The following is a 12,070-nucleotide window of genomic DNA, read 5'->3' as shown; positions in this document are numbered from 1 at the left end:
CTCGATCGTCCACACAGGTACGTCCGGCGGGATGAACGCGCCACAAGCCCTGACCGCCGCCTATCGACTCAGCGGTGGCCTAGGACATCAGCAAAAGGGACCCCGGCCTCTTCCGTCGATCATGCGCGCTGCGGTCCAGTGGGATGGATCGGCGTTTACCCCGGTCGGGAGGTATGTGATGAGTCGAATGACCAGGCAGGCTCGGTCGTGGGCGGCACGGCTGGGCGGTTGGCTGGCACCGGTTCTGGTGGTGGTCACAGTGGCAGCGCTGGCGATCGGCGCGGTCCTGTGGGTGTTCGGTTTGCGCGGTGCTGCCGACGGGTTCTGGATCGCGGCGACAGTGGCGGCGTTCGTTCCCGCGCTCTTCTGGATGATCGCCACGCTTGTGAAGGGCCGGGCCGGTGTCGACCTGATCGCGGTGTTGTCGTTGGCGGGAACGCTCTGGGTTGGCGAGTATCTCGCAGGCGCATTGATTGCCGTCATGCTGGCCGGTGGACGAGCCCTCGACGCCGCCGCCGAACGCCGGGCTTCACGGGATCTGCGCGCCCTGTTGGAGCACGCACCCCGGTCCGCTCGCCGTCTTGTCGGCGATGAGGTGACGGTGATTCCGCTCGGCCAGGTCGTCGTCGATGACGTGCTTGTGGTCGCCGCGGGCGAGATAGTGCCGGTCGACGGGCGAATCCTGAATACCATTGCGGTACTCGACGAGTCGGTGCTCACCGGGGAACCGCTGCAAGTGGAGCGTGGGGTCGGTGAACCGGTGCGCAGCGGTGTCGTCAATGCCGGCGATGCGTTCGAGATGTGTGCGAGCGCGACGGCGGCCGAGAGTACCTACGCCGGGATTGTGCGGCTAGCCGAGCAGGCCGGCGCCGAAAACGCACCGCTGGTGCGGCTTGCCGATCGATATGCGGCGTGGTTCCTGCCGCTCGCGCTACTGGTCGCCGGTACCGCTTACGCAATGAGCGGGTCGGCGGTACGGGCGGTCGCCGTCCTGGTGGTCGCGACACCATGCCCGCTGCTGCTGGCCGCCCCCGTGGCGATCGTCTCCGGACTGTCGCGGGCGTCGCGCCTGGGAGTCGTCGTGCGTGGCGGTAGCACATTGGAAAGCCTCGGCGACGCAACCACTTTGGTGATGGACAAGACCGGCACTCTCACCGCGGGCCGCCCCCAAGTCGTCGAAGTAATAGCCGCACCGGGCCGCGAGGCGGCGGAGATGATGCGGCTGGCCGCGTCGGTGGATCAGGTGTCGCCGCACGTGCTGGCCGAAGCGATAGTCACCGAAGCACTCGCGCGCGGTATCGACCTGTCGGCACCCACCGAAGTGGCTGAGCAGGCCGGGCGCGGGGTGTCCGGCACCGTGGACGGCCACCGGGTTGATGTCGGCAAACTGCGCGACTCGTTCACGAGTGCCGGCTGGGCCCGCGCGGTCGTCAACCGGGCAAGCCTGGACTCGGCCGCGATCGCCTGGATCGTCGTCGACGGCGAACTCGCAGCAGCGATCCTGCTGCGAGACCCATTGCGCCGACACGCACCCCGCACCATTAGGCGACTGCGTGAGGCCGGTCTGAACCGACTGGTCATGCTCACCGGCGACCGGCCCGAACCCGCGCGTGAAGTCGCCACCGTACTCGGCCTGGACGAGGTGTATGCCGAGCAAAGCCCCGCCGACAAGGTCGATGCCGTGCGCCGCGAACGTGAACACGCGGTGACAGTGATGGTCGGTGATGGTGTCAACGACGCCCCGGCACTGGCCGCCGCCACCGTCGGCGTCGCGATGGGGGCGCGCGGATCGACCGCCTCGTCGGAAGCCGCCGACATCGTGCTCACCACCGATCGTCTCGACCGGCTCGCCGATGCCATGGACACTGCCCGCTGGTCACGCCGCATCGCCGTGCAGAGCGCCGTCGTCGGCATGAGTATGTCGCTGCTGGCCATGATCGCCGCCGCCGCCGGCTGGCTGCCACCCGCCGCCGGTGCGCTGCTGCAGGAAGGCATCGATGTGGCGGTGATCCTCAATGCGCTACGCGCCCTGCGTGGCAATCCGGCACTGCGCACCGATCTCGCCCCGGACACCGAGGCTATGCTGCGCCGCTTCGCCGGTGAACATGATGCACTGCGCGACGCACTCGGATTGCTCCGCACCGCCGCCGATCGTCTCGCCGAGCGCAGCGGCGACGAGACCGCGTTGTCCGCGGTCGAGGCCGCGTACAGATTTCTCGTCGACGAGCTGATGCCTCACGAAGAGGCCGAGGAAACCGAACTGTATCCGGCGCTGGCCACTCCACTCGGCAGCGCCGAGGCCACCGCCACCATGAGTCGCACACATGCCGAGATCCAGCGGCTCACCACGCGAATCGGTAACCACCTCCGCATGGCGCGTATCACTGGCCGCATCGGCCCCGACCAGATCGATGATCTCCTGGCCTGCCTGTATGGACTCTACGTCCTGCTGAAGCTGCACTTTCGACAGGAGGAGGAGAACTATTTCACGCTCACCGACGAACCCGAATACGCCTCCCCACCAACCCAATCCGGCATCAAGCCATCCCTGCAACGATGACCGACCTGCCAGTAGACCACCTCCGGCTACACCGTGTCCGACCCAGGGCAAGGTGGTACAGCCACCCCGCAACAATGGGAGTCGTTGTCATTAATTCCCAGCCGATAGGGTGCCGGGCCACCACCACTGGTCGATCGAGACGTGTTCGCCGAAGTGCGAGAATGCGCGGGTGATCGATACCGATCTGCCGCGGGTGCTGGTCGTCGAAGACGACCCGCAATTGCTCGCGATGCTTGGTGGGTTGCTCACCGAGGAGGGGTATCAGGTCGACATCGCCGCAGACGGCCAGCAGGGATTGCACCTTGGTCTCACTCGCGAGTACGACGTGATGCTGTTCGATCGGGGGTTGCCCGCGATTGATGGGCTGGATCTGCTGACGAGGCTGCGGGTCCGTGGAATCGTCACTCCGATGTTGATCCTGTCCGCACTCGCCAATCCGGCGGATCGGGTGGCGGGTCTCGACGCCGGCGCCGAGGACTATCTGGGTAAGCCGTTCGATGTGGCGGAATTGCTCGCCAGGCTGCGGGCGCTGCGACGCCGGCACTTGGATGTCGCGCGTTCGCTGCCGGTGCTGAAAGGAAGACTCGAGCTGGACAGCCGCTGCGTCGTCGTGGCTGATACCGCGGCGGTGGTCCGGCTCTCCGAACGGGAATGCGATCTGCTGGCCACGCTGGCATCGCGGCCAGGAGTTGTATTCTCGCGCAAACAATTGCTGGCTATAGTGTTCGACGACGCCGAGAGCCCGGTGGTGGTCGATACCTATGTCCACTACCTGCGCCGAAAGCTCGGTCGCACGGTGATCGACACCGTACGTGGCCGCGGGTATGAGCTGGGACGTGGTGGGTGAGGCGGCGCCCGACCGACTCAGCAGACGCGTGCCTGATCCGGCGGACGATGCTGCGGATCGGACTGCAGTCGGCTGCCGCCGTGCTGGTGACCGTGCTGTTGCTCAGCGTGGCCGTGATCATGGTCGTATCGCATAGTGCGCGCAATGACCAGAACAGGTCGCTGGCCACAGCCATCGCCGAGGCCGACGATGTGAACGACCCACCCGCGGGGACCTGGCTGGTGATCCGGCGGGCAGGCAGCACGCAGGCTAGTCCGGGGCTGCCGCCGGGTCTGCCCGACGAGGCCGCCATGCGGCAGGCCGAACACGACGGTGCGCCGCGAACCGCGGAGGTGTCGATCGGTGACCGACGGTACCGGATCCGCACCGAACAGCGCGGCGACGCGGTGATCCAGGCGGTGTACGACCTGCGGGCGGCCGAGCGCGAGGCACGGGGTCTGGGCGCGGTCTTGCTGGTGTGCGGCGCCATCGGAATGCTGCTGGCGATACTGACCGGCGCCTGGGTCGCGCGCAGGGCGGTAACCCCGCTTATCGCGGCGCTGACATTGCAACGCCGGTTCGTCGCCGACGCGGGCCATGAACTGCGCACCCCGCTGACGCTGTTGAGCACCAGGGCCCAGCTATTGCGGCGGCGCCTGCGCGGCCACCCGGCCGAAGCCGAGGTCGACAGCCTGGTAGTCGATGCTGGTCAGCTGGCCGACATTCTCGATGACCTGCTGCTGGCGGCCGATCCCCGACAGGAGGCTCAGCCTCGGCCTTTCGATCTAGCTGCCCTGCTACGGGATGCGGTGAGCGCCGCCGAACCGGCGGCCGACCAGCGTGGTGTCCGACTCGAAATGATCGCCGCACCGGTGCAGCTGCAAGGCTTCGAAGCGGGGCTGCGGCGAGCGGTGAATGCTTTGTTGGACAACGGAATACGTCATGCGGATAGTCTGGTGCGGGTGGCGCTCGGAAGCGATGGCCGACATGTGCGGATCGATGTCACCGACGACGGCCCTGGGATCGATACCGATGTTCTGCCCATCCTGTTCACCCGTTTCGCGTCGACGCCGACCACCGCGAACCCGAGCGAACGACGTCGCTACGGGCTCGGTCTGTCATTGGTCAGCGAGATCGCCGCCAGGCACGGCGGTAGGGTTTCGGCTCGCAATCACGACGGCGGCGGCGCGACGCTGTCGATGACGCTGCCCACCGGTGCGCAGCACTGAATTGCCTTCGTCTCACCGCGTCCCAGAAACCTCCAAGAATCGGCTCATAGGGTTGGTCGCAACGCATTACCCGGTGACCGAGGAGATTCGAATGGCTATGGGGCTCACTACGATCAACGGGCTACCTACCCACATCCTGCTGGTTCACGTTGTCGTCGTACTGGTGCCGCTGGCCGCACTAATGCTGGTGGCGTCCGTGTTGTGGCCCGCTGCTCGACACCACTTGGGCCCGATCACGCCCCTTGTGTCGTTGGCCGCGCTGGTGGCGATTCCGTTGACGACCGAATCCGGCGAGTGGCTCGAACACCACACCGCCCATGATCCGTTGGTGCGCATCCACACGCAGTTGGCCGATGGTCTGCTGCCGTGGTCGGCGGTGACTTTCCTGCTGGCGGTCGTATGGTGGGCCACGCACAGCGAGTGGGTTGCCCGGTGGTCTCGGACCGCCAGGATCGCTGCCGTTACCGCGAACCGGGTTGTCATCATCGCGATGGTTGCCGTCGCGGTGGCTGTGTCCGCTGGTTCGGTGGTGCAGGTCTACCGAATCGGTGACAGCGGTGCGAAGGCCGCCTGGCATGACCGGCTCGGATCATAGGTAGCCGGGAGGGGATCGGAGCGTCGATCAGTGGTCGGGAACCTTGCTGCTACTGGCGTGTTCGACCAGACACACCTCCAAACCGGTCTACAGCTGAACTTTTCGCGCCAAACCGCCGAACATCCGTTTTTCGAGCCGGAAACGCGGGGTGACATTTTGGGGCAGTGGCTCGAGGGACGGGGGTGGGTGCCGGCATTTCGGTTGCCTCGTGGCCGGTCCGGTCTCGGCGTCATCGCGTTTGGGTGGTTGTGTATGAGTTGGCCGAGGAGTTCGGCCGCTTCGCGTGTGTCGATTTATGCGGCCTCGGCTTCGATGGTTGCGTGGGCGATGCCGCGGGGTCGTCCGGCTCGGGTCCAGCCCCAGTAGAGCAGCGCGGCGAGGAGCAGGGCCGCGGCGAGGGAGGCGAGTGGTTCGCCGCGGGCGAGGTTGACGATGAGGGTGAAGGTGACGACGGTGGCGCCGAAGAGGTTGACGGTGAGCCACTTTCGTTGCCGGGCTTGGTGGGAGAAGTGGGTCATGGCGATCAGGCCGGTGAGGAAGCTGACGAAGACCGCGACGGCGTAGAACAGCACGAGGCGCTGGTCTTGGCCGTCGGCTGCCACGGTGACTGCTGCCGAGACGGTGGTGAACACAGCGACTCCCCAGTAGGGGGTGTGGTGGGTGTTGGTGTGGCCCAGCACTGCGGGCAGGATCCCGCCTTCGCGGCCAGTCGTGTCGATGTGTCGGGCGAGGGCTTTGAGGAGTCCGGGTCCGGCTTGGAATGATGACGATGCCGCAGACAGCAGTAGTAGGGCGGTGGCGGCTTGGAAGAAGGCGTAGACGGCCGGTGAGGTGGCGGCTTGGGCGAGGTCGGCGAGTTGGGTGGAGTCGGTGCCGGGGACACCGACATGGAGGTGGACTGCGGCAGCGGTCAGCCCGAGGGTGAGTCCGCCGACCACGCCGAGGGTGAGCCACAGGGTGATTCGCCCGAACCGGCGTCGTCCTCGATCGTCGAGTTGGCCGAGTTGGGCGATTGCGGAGGAGGGGGCTTCGACACCGGTGGCCAGCGCCATGGCGACCGGGAACGCCAAGGCGACAGCCAGCACCGGAGCGCGGTCGGTGTGGTCGGTGATGGCGGTATGTGCGGTTCCGGTGGTGAAGCCGTCGATGATGACGATGGTGCCGCCGATGATGAACAACATGGTCAGCACGGCGAAGAGGGTGCGACCGAGGTGCCCGAACCAGGTGATGGCGGCGACGAACATCAGCAACCCCAGAGCTAGGGGTATCCGCCAGTGCGTGAGGCCGGGGATGTAGGCGATTACCGCGGAGGACCCCGCGGACACGCTGATCGCGATGGTCAACACGAAATCGACGATCAGTGCGCCGATCGGGATGAACGCCCACGCCTCTCCGAACGCCTCACCGGCTGCCGCGGCGGCGCCTCCGCCTTGGGGGTAGCGGGCCACCAGCTGCTGGTAGTTGACGATGATCACGCCGATGATGGCGACGACCAGGCCCATCGTGACCAGCAGCAACCCGAGATCACCGTGCAGTGCGCGCAGGGCGGCTTCGATGGCGTAGGCGACCGATGACACTGGGTCGGCCATCACAGCAAAGGCGAAAGCTGTCAACAATACTGGCCGCGAATGCAACACCGACCGGAATCGGGCGGTCGCGGATCGAGGCGGTGCTGCGGGCAGGTCCTGTGATACGGGCATGAGCGCGGTTCCCTCCGGTCGACAGCACTGCGGGATCGCCGACCAGATCTTCCCGGCACACCAGAACCCAAATTACCCCAGTGCATGACGCCCTGCTGCCGATATCGAAGGACGTTGCACGCTACGGTCGGTCGAGGTGCGGACCGCGCGGACGCCAGCGAGCAGTGGCTGTGTGGATACGATGGGCATTGTGTTGGTGTGTGCTTTCCACCGGCCTCTTCGCGTAGTGACCGCCGTGCTCGCAGCGGCCGGGATGGGCCTCTGGTCCTGTCGGGATTGGCCTATTCGGTTGTGGGACCGGTGGTTACCTGGGATCAAACCCTGCCATCGTCGATGCGTCCACGAACTCGCCTGAGCTGTTAGGTCAACAAAGTTCTGAGTTGCGGGATCTCCTCGACGAGAGGCCGTGCCCGGCCGCGTTCGCTGATCGACTCGAGCTGCCAAACGCCTGGTTCTGTGTTCGCGACTATGTCAAGAACGCCCGCAGTTGGGGGATGGCCTCGACGGGATGTTGTGCGCGGATGGCTTCGCCGATCGGGTCGAACTGCCACACCCCGTTCATGCGGGACAGTTTGCCCATGACCAGTCCGGTGTGGGTTCCACCGCCGGTCAGGTCGTAGCGGGCGATTTCGGTACCGGACACGCCGTCGACCAGGCGGCAGAACGCGTTCTCGATCTGGTCGAAGGTCTGGCCGGAGTAGGAGGTGACGATGAAGACGACGGTGGTGACCTCTGGGGGTAATCGGGTCAGGTCGACGGTGATTATTTCGTTGTCGCCCTTGCCTTCTCCGGTCGTGCTGTCGCCGAGGTGTCGTACCGATCCGTCGCGGGAGCTGAGTTGTTCGTGGTAGACGACATCGACGATCTGGTCGGCGGCGAACAGCAGTGCCGCCGCGTTCAGGTCGATGTCGTCCGACCGCGAGCGCAGCCAGCGGCTGGTGCGGACCGGATCCCAACCCAGCGCCATGGTGACATGGGCGAGCGCCGCTCCGCTCTCGTCGCGCAACATTGCGAACAATGGTTTCTCCCTGGTGTTGTCAGGCGAATACGAAGTAGCGCAACCACAGATACGGTGCGGCGACCGCGATCGTGATGGCGGTGACGACCGCACCCTTGCGGGTGAATTCCCAGAACGAGATCGGCGCCCCGGCGCGGGCGGCGATGCCGAGCATCACGACGTTCGCGCTGGCGCCGACCGCGGTCAGGTTGCCGCCGAAGTCCGAGCCCAGGGTCAGCGACCACCACAGGGCGTCGGTGTGCCCGGGGTTGTCGATTCCGGCCGCGAGGTCGGCGACCAATGGGCTCATCGTCGCCACGTATGGGATGTTGTCGATGATCCCGGACAGCAGCGCCGACACTACGAGAATCAACATGACCGCCACCAGCGCATTACCGCCGGTGGCGTCGGTGGCCCAGCCTGCCATCGTCTTCACCACACCGGTCTTGACCAGCGCGCCGACCATCACGAACAGTCCGGCGAAGAACAGCAACGTTTCCCATTCGACGCCGGACAAGTAGTCGGTGGGTTCGGTGCCGGAGATCAGCACCAGCACCCCGGCACCGAGCAGCGCGACCACCGAGGGATCGACGTGTAGCAGTGAGTGACCCACGAATCCGGTGAACACCGCGAGTAGCACGATGCCGCATTGGATCAGGAGTCGGCGGTCGCGGATGGCTTCGCGTTCGTCCAGTGCCATCACATCGGCGATCCGATCGGGCTCGGCATCGAACGAGCCACGGAACAGCCTCGGCAGGATCAGGGTGAACACCGCAAGTTCGAGTACCACGATCGGTGCCATGTGGACCAGGAAGTCGTTGAACGACAACCCGCTTCGGCTGGCGATGATGATGTTGGGTGGGTCGCCGATCAGGGTCGCCGCGCCGCCGATGTTGGAGGCCAGTACTTCGGCGATCAGGAATGGTGCGGCGCGGATGCCGAGTCGGTCGCATACCAGCAGGGTGACCGGTGCGATCAGCAGCACGGTGGTGACGTTGTCCAGGAACGCTGAGGCCGCGGCGGTGATCAGCGTCAGCAGGATCATCACCCGCACCGGGGACCCCTTGGCGCGTTTCGCCGACCAGATGGCGGTGTATTCGAAGACGCCGGTCTGGCGCAGTACCCCGACGATGATCATCATCCCGAACAGCAGCAGGATGACATCCCAGTCGACGCCGGTGTCGTGGGAGAAGAACGCCTCCCCGGAATCGAGCACCCCCAGCGCGAGAATCACCGCGGCGCCACCGAGGGCAGCTTTGGTTTTGTGGATGCGTTCGGTGGCGATCAGCAGATACGCCACTACGAATGCGGTGATCGCGACGGCGGTCATCGTGGGTCACCCGCGCGCGGCTCACCGATCAGATTGTGGCGAGCGCCACCTGTAGTAACCGAGAGGCGGTGATCACGCCGATCATCCGTTTTCCGTCGACCACCGCGAGCAATGGGCATCGGCAGCGGGCCATCAGCGCGGCGACTTCGATCACGGTGTCGTCGGCGTGGGCCACCGGCAGGATGGGCTTGGGTTTCGATTCCGGGAGCAGTTCGCCAACGGTCTTGCCGCGCAACGCTTCCGCGACCCGATCGGCCACCGATTCCGACAAAACCCCGGCCAGCGACGGGTCGTCTTGAACATATCCCGGTACCAGGAAGCGCACCACCTGCGACGCCGGTAGCACCGCAAGGGGCACTTGGGCGGCGTCGGTCACCACGATGCCCGGCAGCCGATGCTCGGCCAGCAGCCTCGCTGCGGCCAACGCCTCGGAATCCTTGGTCACCGAGGGATAGTCCTCGGCTATTTGACTTGCGTGCACACCAGCACGATACGACTGCCCGAGCCTCCACCGACACGTATCTGCCGTCGACATCGCCACGATCAACCATTGTCGTAGCGCACGCCCGCGTGAGCACCATGAGCCACCCCTTCGCCGGACCGCCCGACCCGCCGACCGGATCGGGTTGCCGACCAGACTTCCCGGCGCACCACCCGTAAAGATGCCGTAAAAACCTCGGTTGGGCAAACCGGGGCGTCGGGCGGCGGGCGTGGCGGTGGCGGTGGCGGTCCTCGCTGTCGCGGTACTCGTGGTGACCAGCGGCTGGCTGACCGCGGTGGTGACCGAATCAGTTGCGGTATACGCCGCGACGACGCCCTCGATGCGGTCAACCCCGAACTCGAATCGGCGTCCCGCTATCCGAACGTGTTCCCGATCGACCTCACCGACGCGGTCTGCGAACCCACCGTGTGCGCGGTCGTGGAAGGCAACCTCCTGATCTACCACGACGAGCACCACTTCACTACCAGCTACTCCCGCTCGCTGGCCGGGCCGCTCGGCCGTCAACTACAACCCCTGCTCGGCTGGTGGTAGGAGAGCCGATTGTCCCTTGTTCCCGGAAAACGGGATGTGTGCCGATACTGCCCGCGCTTCCAGTACGGTGTGCGGTGTGACCTGGCAACAGGAGGTGTCCGCTCGTGGTGGGAGGTCAGCGTGAATACGGCTGCCATGAGCACGCGGCCCAATTCGCGCCCCACTCCAGATCGTTGGCCGAGCTCGATTTCGTCCGACAACGGTTGGACAGGTGCAGGATCGAAGCTGGGCCTCCGCACTGGCGGCCGATGAGTTCGATGACCTGAGGTGTACCGATGCACATCCTGATTTCCGGGGCCAGCATCGCCGGACCCACGCTCGCCTACTGGCTCAACCGGTACGGATTCGACGTCACCGTTGTCGAACGCGCGCCGGCGCCGCGCAAGACCGGCGGCCACGCGGTGGATCTGTTCCGACCGGCCATGCAGATCGCGCAGCGCATGGGAGTAGCCGAGGACATCCGGGCGAAGGCCACCGGGACGGATAGGCTCTTGATCCATCGGCCTGCCGCGCGTCCGGTGATGCTGGATCTGCGCAAGATGTTCACCGCTGTCTCCGACAACCATGTGGAGATCATGCGCGACGATCTGAGCGAAATTCTTTATAACGCAACATGTTCCGATGTCGACTACATCTTCGCGGACTCGATCACCGCGATCGGTGACGACGGCGAAGTCAGTTTCGAGCACTGCCCGGCACAGCGCTTCGACGTGATCATCGGGGCCGATGGGCTGCACTCGAATGTGCGGGCACTGGTCTTCGGCCCCGAGTCCCGATTCTCCACCTGGCTCGGCGCTTATCTGGCGGTCTTCTCCGTTCCCAACTACCTGAATCTGAACGGTGTGATGGAGATGACCGTCGATGTCGGTCGGGTCGCGGGCATCTACGGCGCCGCCCGCATCGACGGTGGGCGCGCGGGGTTCTTTCTGCGCCCGCCGCAACCGTTGGACTACCACTATCGAGACATCGAGCGGCAGAAACAGTTGCTGCGCGAGCACTTCGGCGATATGGGCTGGCAGGTGCCTCGGCTGCTGTCCGAGCTGGAGGATACCCCGTCGTTCTACTTCGACTCCATCACGCAACTGCGGTTGGACACTTGGTCGCGTGGCCGGGTCGGCCTGGTCGGTGACGCCGCGTACTGCCCTGGCCCGGCGGTCGGCGGAAGCACCAGCATGGCTATGGTCGGTGCCTATGTTCTCGCGGGTGAACTCGCCGCCCACTCCGGCGACTACACCGCCGCGTTCGCCGCATACGAACACGAGATCGGCGACTATGTCCGGCGCAGTCGCCGTTTCGCTGTCGCCGCCGCGAAGACGATCGTCCCCGCCCGACGCTTGGAGCTGTGGGCGATGATCCAGGCCGTGCGTCTGATCAACGTCTTGCCCGCACCGGTCACCCGCGCGGCCGCCAAGCTCAACGCCAAAGGGGTGCGCCTGCACGACTCGATCGTCGTCAAGGACTACACACCATTCGACAAGACGCGGGGATAGTCTGCGCAGCAACTGCAGCCGAACGGATTCGATTTGGCTTCGGTATTCCATGAAAGAGCCCCCGATTCAGGCGATCTGTTCGGGGAGTTTGCGGCGGTCGGGAGCACATGACGTGGTGGTGGTGTCGATCGATCACTTCAGCGGGCATCGGGCCACGCCGGAGTCGCTGCTGAACTACCTACACCGAGCCGGTGTGTAGGTCCGCACCCTCTACTGATGCGTCTGTCTCACTCGCGGTCCGACCACCGAGCACCCCCGCGCGGCACAACGTCCTATTGTGCCGTAACCGATCAGAACGGTATGCATGCTC

Annotated in this window: 10 protein-coding genes; 6 read left to right on the top strand and 4 right to left on the bottom strand. The window is 65.6% G+C overall.

The window, feature by feature from the left end:
- The first annotated feature begins 187 nt into the window (after positions 1-187).
- The 4 genes from ACQP2U_RS18790 to ACQP2U_RS18775 all read left to right on the top strand — a co-directional run bounded on the left by ACQP2U_RS18790 (position 188) and on the right by ACQP2U_RS18775 (position 5,210).
- Positions 188-2,560: a heavy metal translocating P-type ATPase gene (locus ACQP2U_RS18790; RefSeq protein ID WP_433715834.1), complete on the top strand. Its 2,373-nt coding sequence runs from the start codon at positions 188-190 to the stop codon at positions 2,558-2,560.
- A 169-nt stretch (positions 2,561-2,729) separates the two neighbouring features.
- Positions 2,730-3,407 carry a response regulator transcription factor gene (locus ACQP2U_RS18785; RefSeq protein ID WP_433715833.1) on the top strand — a complete coding sequence of 226 codons (678 nt, stop codon included), beginning with the start codon at positions 2,730-2,732 and terminating at the stop codon, positions 3,405-3,407.
- Positions 3,408-3,454: 47 nt separating this feature from the next.
- Positions 3,455-4,615 carry a sensor histidine kinase gene (locus ACQP2U_RS18780; protein WP_433715832.1) on the top strand — a complete coding sequence of 387 codons (1,161 nt, stop codon included), beginning with the start codon at positions 3,455-3,457 and terminating at the stop codon, positions 4,613-4,615.
- Between the two features lie 91 nt (positions 4,616-4,706).
- The gene (locus tag ACQP2U_RS18775; protein WP_433715831.1) at positions 4,707-5,210 is read left to right on the top strand and encodes a hypothetical protein; all 504 of its coding nucleotides are present in this window, start codon (positions 4,707-4,709) and stop codon (positions 5,208-5,210) included.
- Positions 5,211-5,503: 293 nt separating this feature from the next.
- Here ACQP2U_RS18775 and ACQP2U_RS18770 read toward each other — a convergent pair whose 3' ends face one another.
- The 4 genes from ACQP2U_RS18770 to ACQP2U_RS18755 form a co-directional block, all read right to left on the bottom strand.
- A complete protein-coding gene (locus tag ACQP2U_RS18770) occupies positions 5,504-6,799 on the bottom strand; it encodes an amino acid permease (protein ID WP_433715830.1) in 1,296 nt (431 codons plus the stop codon).
- Positions 6,800-7,376: 577 nt separating this feature from the next.
- Positions 7,377-7,919, bottom strand: a complete 543-nt coding sequence (locus ACQP2U_RS18765) for a TerD family protein (protein WP_433716395.1) — start codon at positions 7,917-7,919, stop codon at positions 7,377-7,379.
- A 28-nt stretch (positions 7,920-7,947) separates the two neighbouring features.
- Positions 7,948-9,237, bottom strand: coding sequence for an SLC13 family permease (locus tag ACQP2U_RS18760; protein ID WP_433715829.1), 1,290 nt, complete (start codon positions 9,235-9,237; stop codon positions 7,948-7,950).
- 28 nt (positions 9,238-9,265) lie between these two features.
- Positions 9,266-9,718: a CBS domain-containing protein gene (locus ACQP2U_RS18755; RefSeq protein ID WP_433714042.1), complete on the bottom strand. Its 453-nt coding sequence runs from the start codon at positions 9,716-9,718 to the stop codon at positions 9,266-9,268.
- 282 nt (positions 9,719-10,000) lie between these two features.
- Here ACQP2U_RS18755 and ACQP2U_RS18750 point away from each other — a divergent pair, with 282 nt between their 5' ends.
- A complete protein-coding gene (locus tag ACQP2U_RS18750; protein ID WP_433716522.1) occupies positions 10,001-10,270 on the top strand; it encodes an SGNH hydrolase domain-containing protein in 270 nt (89 codons plus the stop codon).
- 275 nt (positions 10,271-10,545) lie between these two features.
- Positions 10,546-11,760 (top strand): FAD-dependent monooxygenase, encoded by a 1,215-nt coding sequence (locus ACQP2U_RS18745; protein ID WP_433715828.1) that lies wholly within the window; start codon positions 10,546-10,548, stop codon positions 11,758-11,760.
- Positions 11,761-12,070 lie beyond the last annotated feature (310 nt).

It is taken from the genome of Nocardia sp. CA-084685, assembly GCF_050955785.1.
In the GTDB taxonomy this organism is placed as follows: Bacteria; Actinomycetota; Actinomycetes; order Mycobacteriales; family Mycobacteriaceae; genus Nocardia.
Note: the sequence above shows the minus strand (reverse complement) of the source record. Positions and strands in the feature narration are given on the sequence as shown.

Coding starts and splice junctions, on each gene's coding strand:
- ACQP2U_RS18790 (WP_433715834.1), top strand. CDS start 188: ATGACCAGGCAGGCTCGGTCGTGGGCGGCACGGCTGGGCGGTTGGCTG.
- ACQP2U_RS18780 (WP_433715832.1), top strand. CDS start 3,455: ATGCTGCGGATCGGACTGCAGTCGGCTGCCGCCGTGCTGGTGACCGTG.
- ACQP2U_RS18775 (WP_433715831.1), top strand. CDS start 4,707: ATGGCTATGGGGCTCACTACGATCAACGGGCTACCTACCCACATCCTG.
- ACQP2U_RS18770 (WP_433715830.1), bottom strand. CDS start 6,799: ATGGCCGACCCAGTGTCATCGGTCGCCTACGCCATCGAAGCCGCCCTG.
- ACQP2U_RS18765 (WP_433716395.1), bottom strand. CDS start 7,919: ATGTTGCGCGACGAGAGCGGAGCGGCGCTCGCCCATGTCACCATGGCG.
- ACQP2U_RS18760 (WP_433715829.1), bottom strand. CDS start 9,237: ATGACCGCCGTCGCGATCACCGCATTCGTAGTGGCGTATCTGCTGATC.
- ACQP2U_RS18745 (WP_433715828.1), top strand. CDS start 10,546: ATGCACATCCTGATTTCCGGGGCCAGCATCGCCGGACCCACGCTCGCC.